General features: G+C 48.3%; 15 protein-coding genes. 10 read left to right on the forward strand and 5 right to left on the reverse strand.

Annotation, left to right across the window (positions count from 1 at the left end; genetic code table 11):
• Positions 1–5: 5 nt before the first annotated feature.
• Positions 6–716, reverse strand: a complete 711-nt coding sequence (locus A8708_RS10955) for a DsbA family oxidoreductase (RefSeq protein ID WP_068663529.1) — start codon at positions 714–716, stop codon at positions 6–8.
• A 30-nt stretch (positions 717–746) separates the two neighbouring features.
• Positions 747–1,619 carry an SDR family oxidoreductase gene (locus A8708_RS10960; protein WP_068663530.1) on the reverse strand — a complete coding sequence of 291 codons (873 nt, stop codon included), beginning with the start codon at positions 1,617–1,619 and terminating at the stop codon, positions 747–749.
• 147 nt (positions 1,620–1,766) lie between these two features.
• Here A8708_RS10960 and A8708_RS10965 point away from each other — a divergent pair, with 147 nt between their 5' ends.
• Together A8708_RS10965 and A8708_RS10970 are read left to right on the forward strand one after the other, a co-directional pair.
• A complete protein-coding gene (locus tag A8708_RS10965; protein WP_068663531.1) occupies positions 1,767–2,126 on the forward strand; it encodes a winged helix-turn-helix transcriptional regulator in 360 nt (119 codons plus the stop codon).
• Positions 2,127–2,177: 51 nt separating this feature from the next.
• Entirely contained in the window at positions 2,178–3,566 is a 1,389-nt protein-coding gene (locus A8708_RS10970; protein WP_068663532.1) for a hypothetical protein, read from the forward strand.
• A gap of 74 nt (positions 3,567–3,640) precedes the next feature.
• Here the strand turns inward: A8708_RS10970 and A8708_RS10975 are convergent, their stop codons facing one another.
• The gene (locus A8708_RS10975) at positions 3,641–3,853 is read right to left on the reverse strand and encodes a hypothetical protein (RefSeq protein ID WP_068663533.1); all 213 of its coding nucleotides are present in this window, start codon (positions 3,851–3,853) and stop codon (positions 3,641–3,643) included.
• A gap of 394 nt (positions 3,854–4,247) precedes the next feature.
• On the opposite strand from A8708_RS10975, the gene A8708_RS10980 reads away from it, so the two are divergent.
• The 6 genes from A8708_RS10980 to A8708_RS11005 all read left to right on the forward strand — a co-directional run bounded on the left by A8708_RS10980 (position 4,248) and on the right by A8708_RS11005 (position 11,360).
• Positions 4,248–6,161, forward strand: a complete 1,914-nt coding sequence (locus A8708_RS10980; RefSeq protein ID WP_068663534.1) for a DUF2334 domain-containing protein — start codon at positions 4,248–4,250, stop codon at positions 6,159–6,161.
• Positions 6,162–6,808: 647 nt separating this feature from the next.
• The gene (locus tag A8708_RS10985; protein WP_068663535.1) at positions 6,809–7,495 is read left to right on the forward strand and encodes a response regulator transcription factor; all 687 of its coding nucleotides are present in this window, start codon (positions 6,809–6,811) and stop codon (positions 7,493–7,495) included.
• On the forward strand, positions 7,479–9,065 hold the full coding sequence (locus tag A8708_RS10990; protein WP_068663536.1) for a HAMP domain-containing sensor histidine kinase: 1,587 nt from the start codon (positions 7,479–7,481) through the stop codon (positions 9,063–9,065). The genes A8708_RS10985 and A8708_RS10990 overlap by 17 nt, the downstream gene beginning before the upstream one ends.
• A gap of 82 nt (positions 9,066–9,147) precedes the next feature.
• Positions 9,148–9,351, forward strand: coding sequence for a hypothetical protein (locus A8708_RS10995; RefSeq protein ID WP_068663537.1), 204 nt, complete (start codon positions 9,148–9,150; stop codon positions 9,349–9,351).
• A gap of 183 nt (positions 9,352–9,534) precedes the next feature.
• Positions 9,535–10,158, forward strand: a complete 624-nt coding sequence (locus A8708_RS11000) for a hypothetical protein (RefSeq protein WP_068663538.1) — start codon at positions 9,535–9,537, stop codon at positions 10,156–10,158.
• A 353-nt stretch (positions 10,159–10,511) separates the two neighbouring features.
• Positions 10,512–11,360: a thermonuclease family protein gene (locus A8708_RS11005; protein ID WP_068663539.1), complete on the forward strand. Its 849-nt coding sequence runs from the start codon at positions 10,512–10,514 to the stop codon at positions 11,358–11,360.
• 444 nt (positions 11,361–11,804) lie between these two features.
• Here A8708_RS11005 and A8708_RS11010 read toward each other — a convergent pair whose 3' ends face one another.
• Positions 11,805–13,076, reverse strand: coding sequence for an MDR family MFS transporter (locus tag A8708_RS11010; RefSeq protein ID WP_068663540.1), 1,272 nt, complete (start codon positions 13,074–13,076; stop codon positions 11,805–11,807).
• A 160-nt stretch (positions 13,077–13,236) separates the two neighbouring features.
• Positions 13,237–14,046, reverse strand: a complete 810-nt coding sequence (locus A8708_RS11015; protein WP_157264675.1) for a hypothetical protein — start codon at positions 14,044–14,046, stop codon at positions 13,237–13,239.
• Positions 14,047–14,186: 140 nt separating this feature from the next.
• On the opposite strand from A8708_RS11015, the gene A8708_RS11020 reads away from it, so the two are divergent.
• Together A8708_RS11020 and A8708_RS11025 are read left to right on the forward strand one after the other, a co-directional pair.
• Entirely contained in the window at positions 14,187–14,861 is a 675-nt protein-coding gene (locus A8708_RS11020) for a response regulator transcription factor (protein WP_068663542.1), read from the forward strand.
• Entirely contained in the window at positions 14,851–16,236 is a 1,386-nt protein-coding gene (locus tag A8708_RS11025; RefSeq protein WP_082927422.1) for a sensor histidine kinase, read from the forward strand. The genes A8708_RS11020 and A8708_RS11025 overlap by 11 nt, the downstream gene beginning before the upstream one ends.
• The last annotated feature ends 115 nt before the right edge of the window (positions 16,237–16,351 follow it).

Consider the following 16,351-nt stretch of genomic DNA (forward strand, 5'->3'; position numbering starts at 1 on the left):
ACGCTTTACGGTTTGTTTGGAACAGCACAGGTACCATCCACGCAAGCTTCGTCGCTGGCTGCTTCTGTGGCCACACGCGTTGGCGCAGCATCCCAGAGCTGCTGCAGGGCATTCAAGAAAACGCCGCTTGCTTGCGCCCCGGAGATCGCGTGTTTGCCGTTGATCACATAATACGGCACGCCGCGGATTCCCATGCGGCTGCCGTTCTCTTCTTCGTTGCGCACCGACTGGGCGAACTGGTCACTTGCGAGAACGGATAACGCTTCGTTCCGATCGATTCCCACGGCCGCAGCAATGTCCGCAAGGATATTGTGGTCACTGAGGTTACGCGATTCAGTGAAATAGGCGCGGAACAGCAGCTCGGAGATAGCGGCACCCTGGCCATATTGCTCAGCGAATAGTCGCAACCGATGAGCATCGAATGTGTTTGTCAGCACGAGACTATCGAACTGAAAGTCAAGCCCATCTGCCGCAGCTTGCTGACGCATCTGCTCATTCATGGCGATCGCTTCCTGGCGGCTCATGCCGTAACGGGAAGAGAGCATGTCATAGACGTCATGCGGGACGCTTGTGGGTGCATGACGGTCTAGCTCGAAGCTGCGATAGATCACTTCAACCTGATCGCGGTGTGCAAAGCCCGCTAGAGCTTGCTCAAAGCGGCGTTTGCCAATGTAACAGAACGGACAAGCGAAGTCCGACCAAATTTCAACTTGCATAAGGCTCACCTCAATGTTGGATATAATAGATTATTTATTGAATAATAGCGCAATACTTTCATGAATGGAAGTCGGTTTCTTCCCAATGAGCTTCTCCAGGTCCGGGGACGTATGTCCTTCTGTACCAGCAGCCATTTTCCTGTCAATGGCAACTAGGAATTGAGCGAGACCTTCAGGCAGTCCAGCCTGAACCATACCTTGGAGGGAGTCAGCATCGGAGACGGTTTGGTGAGTTACTTTTTTGCCGGATACGTGAGTTAAAATGTCTGCTAAATCCGTGAAGCTCCATGACTCGGAGGACGCTAATTCGTAAACTTGTCCTTGATGACCATCTTCGGCAAGAACAGTGGCAGTAGCTAACGCCAAGTCATCACGTGTGACTGTATTAATTTTCCCGGTACCTGCGGAATTTATGATGCTGCCATGATCGATGTAAGCTTGCAAGCTAGGATTAACATAAAGCTCCTGATACCACGTATTGCGCAGGATCGTAGTTGGAATGCCTGATGCCTTCAGCGCGAATTCGGTTGCTAGATGTACGTTGGCTAGCGGGGCGAAAGCATCTACATCAGCAAAGGCGAAGCTCGTGTAGATAATATGGGGGACGCCTGCTTTCTTAGCGGCTTCAATCGCACTAACATGTTTGCGAACGCGACTGATCGATTCGTCTTGTGGGGAAGAAATCAGCAGAAGCTTGGACGCATCCGTGTAAGCTTGTTCCAATGAAGCGGGAACATCCCAATCGCCATATCGAACTTCGATGCCCAAATCTGCAAATTCAGCGGCCTTCTCGACATTGCGAACACTAACGGCGATCTCGCTTGCTGGAACTTTGTTGAGTAAGTGCTGAACGACCAATTTTCCTAATTCTCCTGTTGCGGCGGTGACGATGATTTTTGACATCAAGATGTCCTCCTATTTATAAAAGAATGTATTTGGATATTTCGCTATAGTCCTATATTATGATAGTATCTCGAAAAATGTAAGTAGTCATTATTATATAACCTAGTCATAAAAATAGAACCATTAAGGAAGGAAAGGGATTGCCGTATGTCTCGGACAACATTTCAGGGGGAAATTCCAGAGGAACAAATCGAAGTCTGCCCTGTTACGGATACCCAAAATGTCATTGCAGGGAAGTGGAAAATCCTTATTCTGTGGCATTTAAGGGAAACGAGGAGATTCGGTGAGCTGCAGCGATTGGTGCCAGGCGTATCTAAGGGCATACTGACGTCGCAATTGAGAGAGTTAGAGAAGGATGATATGGTTCATCGGAAAGTCTATCAGGAAGTTCCGCCCAAGGTGGAATACTCACTGACGGAAGCAGGACGAAGCTTCATACCGATTCTCGAGAGTATGGGGGAGTGGGGGAAGAGGTACGGGACAATGAGTAAAAAACGTAGTGAGTAAAAGCCGCGGAAACGAAGGTACTTAGTTTTGATAAGAAGGCTGTGACTGACGATGAAGGTGAAAAATAGCGAGAATAGCAAAGTAAGCTTGGCTGATCAGTTGTCTAAGCTTAATAAAGAGGAATTGGTTACGTTGCTTGTCCACTTTTCAGAGGAAATTAAGGAAGTCGAGCAATTACTTACGCTTAAATTTCAAGACGCTAGCAGCAGTGAAGCATTGGCATCCTATAAAAAAATGATCCGATCCCATATCAAACAAAACGCCGACCGACGTGGTTTTGTAGACTATCGTAGCGTGTCAAAGGCAGTTGTTGGCGCAGAAATGGTCATGGCTAAAGCCGAAGACGTATTGGAAAGAGGGCTGCATTTGCCCGCCGTTCAAATCAACTTTTGCGTTCTGCATGAGATGGGAGATCTACTTCAATCCAGTGATGATTCGGATGGCATCGTAGGCGATATGATTAAGCAGTGTCTACAATTCTTTGATGGAGTAAACAGTGATCTCGAAAACATGAGTAGCAGGGATAGAGCAGACATTTTTCAGCTGCTTTTGAAGGAGTCAACACATCGCAACCTCGAGGGGTGGAGCGAGTGGCAATTGTCACTCATGGAAAGTGCCCTGTGTCTCATCACGAACGATAAAGAGAGAGCACAGTGGGAGCAGCAACTAGCTAGATTAGTTAATGCTACAAATAGCTCGTATATTGCTGAGCAAGTGGTTTTACTCCAGTATCAGGTGATTGAGAAGTTGGATAGTCCTGAAGAGGCAGCGACTTTCTTGCATGCTAACCTCAATTTCTCCGATTTCCGCAAAATGGCCATAGATGATGCTATGCAACAACAACAATGGGATAAAGCGCTGAAGCTAGTTGAGGAAGGCGAACGTAAGGATGCAGGCGGTCTTGTTGATAGATGGAAGAAGATTCGATTCGACATTTACAAAGCAACGCAGCAGCTGGATAAACAAATCGTGCTTGCAAGGGAATTCGTATCACAAGGCGAATATGCCTTCTATGTCATCTTACAAGAGTTGTCTGACAAGGATGAATGGCAGGTTGAAAGAGAACGAATTTTGAACGAACTTGAGCATAGTCGAGGTTGGCAAACCGAATCCTTATATCGACGTTTGCTTACGCAAGAGAAGGAGACGGAGAGACTGCTTCATTATGTTCAAAAGTATAACATCTATATCACGGAATATTATCCATATCTAGTTGATGAGTATGGGGAAGAAGTCCATGATTTGTTTGTGAGATATATTTTGAGGGAGTCGGCTGATTCGACGAATCGAAATCAGTATCGGAAGGTGTGTCAACTCGTCCGTCACATGATCAAGGCCGTTGGTGGCGATCGTGCGGAGAAGGTAGTCGGGCAGTTACGGTTAGCGTATCCCAAGAGAGTTGCCTTTATCGATGAGTTGGATAAAATCAAGTTCAATTAGCAGAACCCCCGACGGAGAGTCGGGGGTTTATATAGGCTTACTAATTAAGTTAATGTTTATGTAGGTAAAGTCTCTTACTGTGGATTTGCGATAATCTTCCCGTTCTGCCATTCGAATTCATACTCGAATTGTTCTGTGGAGTCATAAAGGGCTGGTGAGTATGGACCAATCATGTGTTTGTCTGTGCGAAGATCTGTGATCGTCTCTGTTGGACTATCTTTGGCAGCAACACCTAGAACCGATAGGGACAATATGCAGAACAATACGAAACCTATTTTGGTTGTCATAGTAGGAGGCCTCCGTCACACTAAGATATCTTTATCATACGTTGTATATGTCATTGCAGTATTAGCTGAACGTAAAGAAATTGTATGTACTACTATTCTTACCCAACCCTATGGAAATGAAACAGGTGAGCGGTGTTCCCCATGGGGGATAAACGCGGTTGTCCGATGGTGGGAATAGCGTCATGGCAGATTGTTAGTAAGGAATGTCATGTGAAACTTGTCTCAATTTAATAAAATGGAAGCGTTTTCTTGTATTTTAAAACATGCTATATTTTATTTTGACCTCTGTTCAAACTCTTATAGTAAGAAATCATAGATTCATATATAATTTAGGAGAAAAATGTCGAAATCTTAGATATAATCTACGTTTTACATATTGGGGGAGCAGGTTGGCGTGAAACGTAAATTATGGCAGCAAATCGGAATAGGGATTGTCGGTGGGATTCTCGCAGCCATTGGGCTTGCCGTGTATATCCCTAAGAATACAGAGATGAACGATGCTCCGAATGCGGGGAAACGTCATGTCATGATCCGACTGGAGGATGTCGGGCTTGGTGGTGACTATAACACGCTTGAAGGACTAGGGAAGTTGCGGGCGGTGATGACTTACATCGAGACTGAGCATGTGCCTTTTCATGTTGCTGTGATTCCAAGAAGGATGAGCTTGCAAGATGACGGTGTATGGAAGGAAAAGGGGATCGACGATCCGAATCCAGATGAAGTAGTAAGCGCCTTCATTAAGCTTCTCCAACAAGCGGAGCATCAAGGCGGCGTATTAGGCATGCATGGGTATCGTCACCAGTATGGCGAGACGTTTCGCTCAGATGGCGAGCAAAATTCAGGCATTGGCTCCGAATTTAACATTAAAGATGCACCCGAAACGCAAGAACTCTCCTACGCGGCAGAACGGATGAAAGAGAGTTTGGCCGCCTTTGCTGGAGCCGATTTACATCCTGCGTTCTGGGAGTCTCCCCACTATAAAGATACCCAGGAGCAACAGGCTGTGTTCCGCTCTTTCGTTGGCCTCATGTATCAACCTGATCTCTACGCCAAGAATGCTCGTGATGATATGAACACCTATGATACGATTAATTCTTACGGACAAGATAGTTTGGGCTCTGTCTATATTCCGGCACCCTATCGCTATATAAGCGATGCCAAATCGGTTGAGCAGATGTTGGAGAAGGCAGCGAAGGATGATGGACTTGCCTCCTTCTACTTCCATCCCTTCTTGGAATTCTCACACCTGGAACCTGTTATGGCAGCAGACGGAAATCCAGAGGTGAAGGATGGACTGCCTGTCTATCAATATAAAGAAGGAGATACAGGATCCTACTTGCATACATTGATTGCTGGGTTCAAAAAGCTGGACTATCGCTGGATGTCCCTGCATGATATCGTCCCGTTTACCCCAGCGCATCGTGTGTTGCTGCCACCTAGAACGAAGCTGCAAAATGTGATGCTTGGCGACGTGACAGGCCGTGGGCATGATGATGTTGTTGTGCGCCAGATGCATCGCATTCTGGTTATTCCGGGGAATTATGAGATGCCGAGGAATCGGCAGCAGGAAGCTTCACAAGTATGGTTAAGAGAAACGTTCACACCTAATGAGTCACTCCTGCTTGTCGATGTGAATGGCGATGGCAAGCAAGATTTGCTTGCCTATAATACAGAAACAGGGAATGTGCGGGTCGGCATAGCAGACAAGCGACAGTTCCTCCCAGTTCGCGCAATCGGTGCTCTACCGCTTGGACTCTCCTCTGTTCGCGCGCTCCGCTCTAGTCAGGGCATGGGCTTGATTGCCAGAGGAGATAAGGGGCTCGTGCAAGTTAACTTGCAGAATCAGCCTTTGACCTATACAGAGTTAACTGCGAAGGTGCCCGAGGATGCCGAGATTTTCGCGGCACAGATGAAGGATACTGATGATGATATCCTGTGTGTCTCCCGTAAAGACAGACGTGTATCCATTATGTATCATCAAGGGCAAGGAATGTTCGCTGATCCCGAGACGGCAGGCGGTGTTTCCTTTGGGAGTAGCGACCAACTGCTTGTCGGCGATACGAATGGTGACGGGCGAAGCGATCTGATTGCCTACACCGCCGAGACGGGCATCTGGCGCGTATTCCAGAACGAGGGGGATAACCATTTCCAGCCACTGGATAACGAGTTTGGCCCTTGGGCACAAGGCAAGGAGAGACGGTCTATTCTTGCTGATTTCGACGGTAATCGAAAGATGGATATTGGTTCCTATGATGAAACGGAGCATGTGCTGGATTTGGCGCTTTCGTTTCGAAGCGGATCACCGTAGGTAGAAGGAGAAAGCACCCGGAGGGGTGCTTTTTTCTATCTACCACTACATTATGCTATGGAATGACAATGTTCGGGGATACCTTGGGCCTGTGGCAACTAAATGGATTTTATACAGTTATATTGCGGGATTTTCCGAACTAATGCTCATTAATGGAAAAATTACTGTTAATTTTATACAGATAAGCTAATTTCAATGTAAAAGGTGATTTTAACTACATATTTTCCATCTAAATCGAGTTTTAAAGGAAATTCAGCTTAAATAACTGTATATTTTCCACCTAATGCGAAATACGTATTCTTAACCTGTCCCTCCCCATCTACCATCGACACCCACGGTCTGAATTCCCCCTAGACACTATGATACGTTTCCCCAAGACGGCTTAGCCGTTTACTTATAAGTTTCCGATTCACAGAAGGACGAATTTGTGTTCTAAACCGCGGTCGCGTATCCTCGAAGGACTTCGACTGGAGTTGTTTCCATAGTTACATGCTTTGACATCTTCCTGACATCTTCTTCATGTAAAATACGCCTACGAGACAGGCTCAGTCGCGACATCCTTCGACATATAACGAGGAATACGCCTACTTCGCGTGGAAGTAAGGAGTAGCTGAAAGCTTGATTTTGGCCAATGAGGAGAGAAACTCTTGAAAAAAGTGTTAGTTGTTGAAGATGAAATGGCGATCGCCCGAGTGATAGCGGCCTACCTGCAAAAGGAGCATTATGAAGTCGTGACGGTGCATGATGGAGCAGAGGCTGTCCACGTATTCGATAGGGAACAACCCAACCTTGTACTGCTTGATATCAATTTGCCAGGGATGGATGGCTGGGAGATTCTTACTTATATTCGCCAAAAAAGCGCGTGCCCCGTAATCATGCTGACGGCACTGTCCGAAACAGAGCAGAAGCTCTCAGGGCTGAATCAGGGCGCGGATGATTACATAACGAAACCTTTCGTGGCAGCGGAAGTTGTTGCGCGTGTTAACGCGGTGTTGCGCCGTTTCTCCAATGTGATGGAAAGAAAGCATGTTCGGCACTACGGCTCGCTGAAAATAGATTTCCAGTCCCATGAAGTGTTTTTGAACGGAGCGAAGGTGCTGCTTACACCGAGAGATTTATCTGTCCTCCTGCTATTGGCGGAGAATCCGAATCAAGTTTTTACACGCGAGCATCTGCTCGATAGTGTCTGGGGCATGGATTATGACGGGAGCGACAGAGCGGTGGATTTGGTTGTCAAAAGGGTGAGAAAAGCGCTCGAAAACTGGCCGCCTAACGAGGGCGAAATCAGAACGATGCATCGATTGGGGTATCAGTTCTATGTCAATGAGAAGTAAGAAGCAACTATCGTTGTTGCAGGTCTGGTCCCGAACGTATTTGTTATCCCTGCTAATTGGCATCATGATAATTGGATTTATCGCTGTGCAGTGGATGGAGTACATGACCCAACAAAACCGCATTCAGTCTATTCAACATATTATGGAACGTATGGCGGAGCAAGTTGTTACGAGTAAGGGAGATTTTGTTCCTTCGGACGAAATCTATGAAATACTCCGTAGTAACCAGAAGGATCTGGAGTTCAAAAACCCGGTTAAAGCACATATTAAATCAGCGGATCATCGCGTTGTATTCCCGCCTCCGCCAGGCGCAGATCCATCACCTGGAGGACTACAAGGAGGTTCACAAGGAGGTCCACCAGGTGGTGGTCCTCGGAATGAACTCCCCCCAAGAGGCATGGAAGGGGACATGATGAATAGAGGGCAACTGCGTGACGAAGGGGACGGGGGACCTGATGGCCCTAATGGCATGCCTCAACTTCCGAAAGAGATGCGCGATGGACTACTACCGGAAAGCTCGACCTATGTGAAGGAAAAAGGGGAGTTAGGCCGTAATATTTTTATGTTTTCGGCACCGATCTTGTATGCCAATAAGACGATTGGCGCTATTTATGTCAGCATCCCATCTGACGCCGTCACGAATGTGAAAGTCGATTACGGCATGCTGTACGCGCTTTTAACAGGCGGAGCTGTACTAGGTTGGTTCGTCATTTATATGCTGACACGACGGCTCGTCAAGCCTATCAAGGAAGTCGCAGATGCGGCACAACAACTCATGCAAGGTAATTATGATGTCACGTTCAAAAGTAACAGCAAAGAGCAGGAGGTTTCTCAATTAATCGCAACCTTCCAAGAGATGTCGAGTCGATTGAAGCAATTGGAATCACTCCGCACACTGCTGCTGGCAGGGGTTACGCATGAGTTGAAGACACCCGTAGCCTCCATTAGCGGTCTCCTGCAGGCTGTTCAGGATAAAGTAGTCGATGGTGCAGAAAGCGAGGAGTTCATTCAGCTTTCCTTGAAAGAAGCGCAGCGGATGCACCACATGGTCGAAGATCTGCTTGATTTCAATGGTTTTGCAACCGGCGCGCTTCGTATCACGAACGAGCAGATCGAATTGAACGCTTTTACACGGGAAGTCGTGCACCAGTGGCGAATTGCCCAGGAGGAGCATCAGAAGCTGGACATTCAAGTTCAGAGCGTAAGAGAGGTCCTTCCGATTGAAGGGGATTCGGGAAGAATCCAGCAGATTCTCATCAATCTGTTGAACAATAGCTTACATGCTGGTGCCAGTCGTGGTGCTTTACAGCTATCTTTATACGATTTCAGCGATAGTCATATTGGCATCGATGTAACCGATCAAGGGAAGGGAATTCCGGAGGAGGAGCGGCCGTTTATTTTCGAAAGATTTTATCGTGGCGGCGTCAAAAAACATAAAGTGAGAGGCCTTGGTTTAGGCCTGCCGTACAGCCTGATGTTAGCCCAAGCGCAGCGAGGGCAGTTATTCTTACGTGAGAGCAGCGAGCGAGGTTCGACTTTCACCTTAACGTTAGTAAAAATAACATCCTGACATCTGTCTGACACATCTCGATCGTAAACTAGTCACAACAGCAACAACCAATGACAAGTAGACATGATGAGGAGATGTAGAGATGATTACGATGGCCAGCAGACAAAAGGTGAAAACGCGCAGACAGGTAGAGGAGATTTGGATGGCGAAGCATCGTCTGGAAGCTTTAAACAATATTCAAAACTTTGAGTTTCTGGAACTGGAGTCCGAAAGAATGCGTATGCTAGATCGTTTAAGAGCTAGCATTCGACACCAGATCTACGTGAAGTATGATGTGATATTGTGATTTGAAAAGCACCCAAGGGGGGTGCTTTTTCTAATTCACGAGCATCACCCAGCATGTAACAAAGGTAAATAGGTTAATGAATACTATTTATGTCCCCATATCTTACTTCGTTGATCTTCATAGAATAGAGTGATTGGTCTCTGTCTATGCAGGACCCGGTGCTAACTAGAAGGGATGAAGGTTATGGAGAGTAAGAAGAAAGAGCAAAAAAATGAAATTGAAGTGATCGTCAAACCGATTATTAATGTTAATGTAAACGACACGCCGAGAAAAACGAAAAGGTGCTGCTCCTGCAGCGGTACCGTTAACAGTTACGTAGAGGAGCAAGAACTGACGTTGCGGATTCAAATATGCCCGAATGGTAAGATGGAGGGGAGCCTGATCTATTTTACTGTCGAGGACGGTGCGTTCACGTCTAACTCCGTTAGTCTTCCGAAATGTTATACCTCGCTAACAGGAGACACTGTTTTAGAAGTAAGCGGTACAGGTTATTTTAATTTCCTAGGGATAACCTTCCAAGGGCCATACGCACTTACTTTAGTAGAAAGACAAGGTGCGACAGATGACATTGTGATGTTTTCTTTTGTTGGTTTAGATATTTTGGACAGCGCTAACTCGTTGATGGGCTCTATTAATGTAAATGTGCCGGACGGGGACCTTACCATTACCCCATGCAGTAAGGATTGTTCATGCGGCAGTTCGCCTCCTGTGCCTCCAACCAATGCCAAGGCAGCTGCGGCAGGCAAAATGATACGCAAGAATCGGCTGGTTATTGTGAAGGGGGATGGCCAAGTGATTACGCATTGATAGGGTAGAATGGCGCAGTGGATTCTGGTGGAATGCGTGTTAGTCCGATTTTGCCGAACTAAACTGAGGATTCTCTTCAGTAAAGGCGGAATAGTCCGATTCTACCGAACTAAATGGCGGTTTTTCTCGCGTGCGGGCTGCTTGAGGTGATTTAGTTAGGCGAAATCGGACCAATTTAGGATGAATAAAGCCGACGCTGCGTTTTGTTCGATGATTTCGGACTGTTGGGTAAATCGAGTGTAAGGTAAGACGGCGCGAGCCGTCTTTTTTCATGCCTGGGAACTCATCTTGGTCTGAATTCTGCTATACTTTCATAGACAGATAGAAACAGTCATCATTGGAGGATTTCATACATGATAAACGCGAAAAGAACGATCATGGCTGCTGGACTCAGCCTACTAATGTTGCTGGCAACGGCTTGCAGCGCTTCCGGGGGAGAGAATAGTCCTGTTGCTGCTGCAGGCAGCAAGGCTACAGCCTCAGCTACTGCAGCAGGATCAACCCCATCGACGAAGGAGAATGGCAAGCGTATTGCTGCTAAGGTAGTCCGCGTCGTTGATGGCGACACGATGAAAGTGTCATTTGCTGATGGCGGCAAAGTCAAAGAAGAGACGATCCGTCTCCTCCTAGTGGACACGCCCGAGAGCGTAGACCCGGAGAAGCCGGTGCAGCCTTTTGCGCTGGATGCGTCCAACTATGCCAAAACGATGCTCACAGGCAAAGACGTCCAACTGGAATTGGATGTGTCGGAGCGGGATAAATATGGTCGTTTATTGTGCTATCTCTATATCGGGGATCACATGTTCAACGAGCTTCTGCTCGAGAATGGGTATGCCAGAGTTGCCTATATCTATCCGCCGAATGTGAAATATGTGGATCAGTTCAGGGCGATTCAGAAGGCAGCCCAACAGAAAGGTGTGAACATCTGGAGCGTAGAAAATTATGCGCAAGAGGATGGGTATCATGAGAGTGTAGTGAAGGGTGGCGCAACGTCATCGCCGAAGTCAGCAGCTCCAACGACAACTCCGAAACCCGCGACGACGTCGAAGCCGCCGACAACGGCGACATCTAAACCATCGGTGGTATACAACTCCTGCAAGGAAGCCAACGAAGCTGGCGCATATAATATCAAGCAAGGAGAGCCTGGCTACAGTGCGAAGCTGGACGGGGACGGAGACGGCGTAGCTTGCGAGCGTAGATGATTGCGGGATATGCAGAGGGAACCAACGGAAGTTACTGCAGGTGAGTGGAATGGTCGGAGCAGCTGAGGTGAGTCGGACGAGTAGCTGTAGGTGCACGCCCCCCACCAGAAATTTGGCCCGAGATGAGCCACTTCTCCATGCAGCTCTTGGTTTAGATGGATTTTCTCCATCTAATTTCCGGATTTTTTGCAATTTGAGAGGAATAGATGGATTTCCTCCATCTAAATTTACCAATTCCGCCGGAAAAGTGAGAACGGAGCAGAAATAACTGTATGTTTTCCAGTTAAAGTTAATTTATATAGGAAAACACCGAAATTAACAACATATTTTCCAGTTATTTGATAAAGAAGGGCCTAACACGCAGTTCCTAGTGCCGTCGCAGCTACCTATAACCATGCAGATGTTGAAGAAAAAGCACCCTCATGGGTGCTTTTTCCAATCAGCCTACTGCAGCGCAGTCTGCTTGTCATACTGATTAAACATCATGTTGTAGATGGCTGCTGACAACACAGCTAATGCCGCCAACAAGATGAATGTCCAAGTAAAGCCGATCCACGAGCTGATCGGAATGGATAGCGGTGCTATGGTACGCCCGAGCGTATAGCGCAGGCTAGAAGCGGCAAAATACTGGCCGCGAATATGATCCGGCGCCAATCTGGATACGAAGGCCTGCTGGGGTCCTGCGGACATGAGCTCGGCAAGGGTGAAGACGGCTATCGCGATGGTAAGTCCCCAGAAGGTAGACATCTGGCAGAACAACACCATGCCAAGCGCATAGAAAAGCGAGCCGCCGATGAATACGTAGCGATCGCGGTACATTAACATCCATTTGGTCACGATGACTGTGAAAATGGCGACGAATAGACCGTTCTCAGAGACGATCAAGCCGAACAGTTGCTTACCCGTGAGCTGGAGATCCCAGTCATTGTAGGAGAAGATCGTGGTGAGCGGCATTGTTTCTTCCAAGAAGACGGGAAAAAGCAAATCCAACTGCATGAAGGTCTGGGATAGCAGCACGCCAGCGATGACGAACAGCAGGAAGACACGGTCGGTGGCGATGACTTTGTAGTCGCGCAGCTGCACGGCGATGGCATGATACCAAGGGGTGTCCGCCTGTGCACGATGGCGATCCGCGAGTTGCTTCGGCAATGTTTCGTGTAAGCGTCGTGACATCATGAGCGCCAGCAACACACAAACCACAGCTGCAGCGGCCAGAACGAGATACGGATTGTCCTTGTAGAGGAGTGAGCCGAGAAGAGGTCCTACAACGACGGCCATGTTAGCGGTTGTATAAAAGATAGCGAACACGCTCGAACGATGCTCCTCATCCACGACATCCGCTACCATAGCTTGGCTGGCTGGCCAATATAACGAACCGCAAAAGCTAGCGAAGCTGAAGCCGATGAAGCTCATAACTGGCAGGGCCAGCCATGGAGAAGCGGCCAGCGCGAAGATGCCATAACCGACCGCTTGTCCCAAAGCGGCGATCACCATCATTCTTTTGCGCCCGAACCGATCTGCGCTGTAGCCACCGAGCAAATTGCCGAACACAGAAAGCGCCTGCGATAAGACCAGAAGAAGACCTGTCCAACCTTTACCGAACGAATTGGCGAAGTAGATGGATAAGAACGGAAAGAATGCCCAAAAAATTACGTTAAAAGCGGTTTCTCCGCCGAGGCGGATTTTAAGATTAATGTCCCAATCTTTCATCTTCATGATTTAATTTACCTCTGGTTAATTTAAGTATCTCCCTATGATACTACCATTCTCCGTTTGGAAACAAGGCAGGCATGAGAATCGAATGGTTCCAGTTGTTCCAAATATTAACGGGAAAAGGAGCTCGCCACAGACCATCTGTGACAAGCTCCTTCTTAATTTAATCGAGGGTAATCGAGGTGATGCTGCCATTCGTCTTAAAGTCTTGTGTATTTGTCACCACCGCTTTAGCGGTTACGGTGCCAGTAGGACCTGTGATGGTAACTGTTGGCGTGGAGGAATAGCCAGCTCCCGGATTCGTGATCGTAACACCAGTCACCACGCCATCGGTGACGATAGCTGTTGCGGTTGCGGGGGTCTTTTGCCAAGTTGCTGTTCGATTCCCATTGTAGCGGTAGAAATTAGATACCTCATCCAGACGTTCGTTGGTGATGCCGTAAGGGGAAAGAACTTTCATTAAAGCGGCTTTGTTCCGTTGTGCGAGCTCATGACTCGGTTGACTGTCTAAACCAGATGGCGTCACACCGCTAAAAGCTTCTCGAAACACCTCGGTAGGGACACCGAGAGCGGCGGCAATCAGTACAACGGGTCGTCCTTTGTCCTGAGGGTCTGTGTTGAGACCGCCTCTAATCACAACGGAGTAGGTGGAAGGATTCGTAACTTCGCTGCTTGCTTCGCCATTAGAAGTGGCAGAGCTGGCAGACGAGCTTGGCAGAACAGCTTCTCCTTGCCCTTGTTCAGGACAATCGATACCGTCGTGGTTGGAATCAGGAGCTGGGCCGCCTTGCCCTCCTTGACCGCCGGCCCTTGGCTTCGGTTTGGCTGGCTTATCCTTCGGTACGGATGTTGCGGAAGGTGCGTCGGTCGCAGCTAATACTTGGCTGCTGCCTGAGCTTAAAGCAATAATGCCACTGCCTGCTAATACAACGGATAATGCGCTTGCTAGGATAATTTTCATTTTGATTTTCATGGGGATCTTCCCTTCGTTTTCGTAGATTTGGTGTTCCATGTGACCAATCTTATCCCGACTTGGTGAAATTACGGTGAAAGCCTCAAGGCGATAGATTATACTAAAAAGAAATAGAGTGAACGAGTGAAGGTGGCGGATAGATGAAGCTTTTATTAGCGGAAGATGACGTGAAATTAGGCGAGCTAACGACGTATATGTTGAAAAAAAAGACCGGCTGCAGCGTCGATTGGGTGCAAACGGGGAACGATGCCTTCGATTATGCCGCAGCCTCTAGCTATGATGTGGTTATTCTGGATTGGATGATGCCTGATGGGGATGGTCGTGACACTTGTGCAAGGCTGCGTCAGGCTGGATATCGAGGAGCTATTCTGATGCTGACAGCCAAGGACGGTCTGCGAGATCGCGTAGAAGGGTTGGATGCGGGAGCGGATGATTACTTGGTGAAGCCTTTTGAAATGGATGAGCTGTTGGCTCGCTTACGGGCGCTGATGCGTAGAAGCTTCGTTCCTTTGCAGGATGACATTGTGCGAATGGGAGAGCTGGAATTGCAGCGAACGAATCAGATGGTTCGGCAGGGTGGTCAGGAGATCCAGTTGTCTCCGCGTGAGTTTCAGATTTTGGACTTACTGCTGCAGAATAAGGGGCGGACGCTTACGCGTGAGGTTATTTTGGATAAAGTGTGGGGCTTGGATGCCGACGTCAATTTGAAATCAATCGATGCAATCGTCAAATTAATTCGTAAGAAGCTAGAGTCTTCCGATGCACGGGAGCTTATTCAGAGCGTGAGAGGCGTAGGGTACAAAATTGAAGCGTAACAAGAGCTGGCTGAAGAAGCGCTTAACGGAAGGGAATTTATTTGACCAGACGCGCCATAAACTTACGCTGCAATATAGCGGCGTGCTGATGATCTTTCTAGGGTTATTCGTCGTGATAGTTTATGCCTTGCTATACGTGTTCATCTGGAGCGACCAACGGTCCCATCTCAACGAGTTAACGAATAGTGAATTGCAGGTTTTGCAGAAATGGGTGGATGAAGACACGAATCCTAAGCGTCAACCACCGCGTTCTGTGGAGGATGCCTTCTCGCTTAGTACGGATCAATCGTTCTATTACCTCATTTCCGATATAGGGAATGTGCAGTTAGGGGACGAGACGCAGCCGGAATTGCGAGAACAGATGATGGCGTTAATCGCGAAGGAACAGTTCAAGGGAGAGCGGACTCGGCAAATGAAATTGCAGACGTTCGATCAACCTTCGGTGGATGCCCACGGTCGACCGCCAATCGGAGAAGATGCGCGGTTTCTTGTGAGCAATCGGGAGCTCAAGAAGAACGGACAGTTGATCGGTACCCTCTATGTGGGGAAGGAGGTTACCTTCCAGCATCAGCTTTTTCGCTTATTGCTCATCCTGATGCTTGGCATGGCGCTGCTCTTCTTTGTACTCGCGCTATGGTTCAGTCATCGCATGGCCCGTCGAGCGATCATTCCTATTGCGAAGGCGTATGAGCGGCAACGCGAGTTCGTCGCCGATGCTTCGCATGAGCTGCGTACGCCGCTCAGCGTCATGCTCACCTCGATCGAGGCGCTGCAGCTCGATGCGGACGTAAGTAATCCCTTCACGAATAACGTGCTGAAAGGGATGAAAGATGAGGTCAACGCCATCACGAGGCTGACCAGTGAGCTGTTGCAGCTGGCACGGACGGATGCTGACGAGTTCGTGCTGGATCGTTCCAGCTTTCAGGTGAAAGCCGCCGCCGAAAGCGTCATAGCGAAGCTGCTGCCCGCAGCACAGGCCAAAGGCATGGCACTGAAGCTGCACGTCCCTGGCGACCTGACCGTAGAGTGGGACCGAGATAAATTGGTGCAATTGCTGGTAATTCTCATCGATAATGCGATTAAATATACGCTGGATGGTGGAGATGTGAATGTCATTCTTGCGGATAAAGTTGAAAAAGGAGCCCGCTATCTTACGCTTGAGGTGAGGGATAACGGAATGGGGATTGCGCTGGAGGCGATTCCGCGTGTGTTTGATCGGTTTTACCGGCAGGATAAGGCACGCACCCGGCAGGTTGGCGGTCATGGGCTTGGACTTGCCATCGCGAAGAACCTTGTGGATGCGGCGCAAGGGACGATTCATGTCGAGAGTCTACAGGGTGTAGGCAGCACATTTCTTGTGCGGATCCCCGTGTAAGGAGTGAGAGAAGCTTGAGTACAATGGTGCTCAAGCTTTTGTGCGCTTGGCAGCGCAACGACTAAGGAGTGAAAGTCTCCAGTACACCGCGAGGTGGCGGAAGTACATAGCCGAC

The sequence above is a fragment of the Paenibacillus oryzisoli genome (genome assembly GCF_001653565.1).
GTDB classification, from domain to species: domain Bacteria; phylum Bacillota; class Bacilli; order Paenibacillales; family NBRC-103111; genus Paenibacillus_E; species Paenibacillus_E oryzisoli.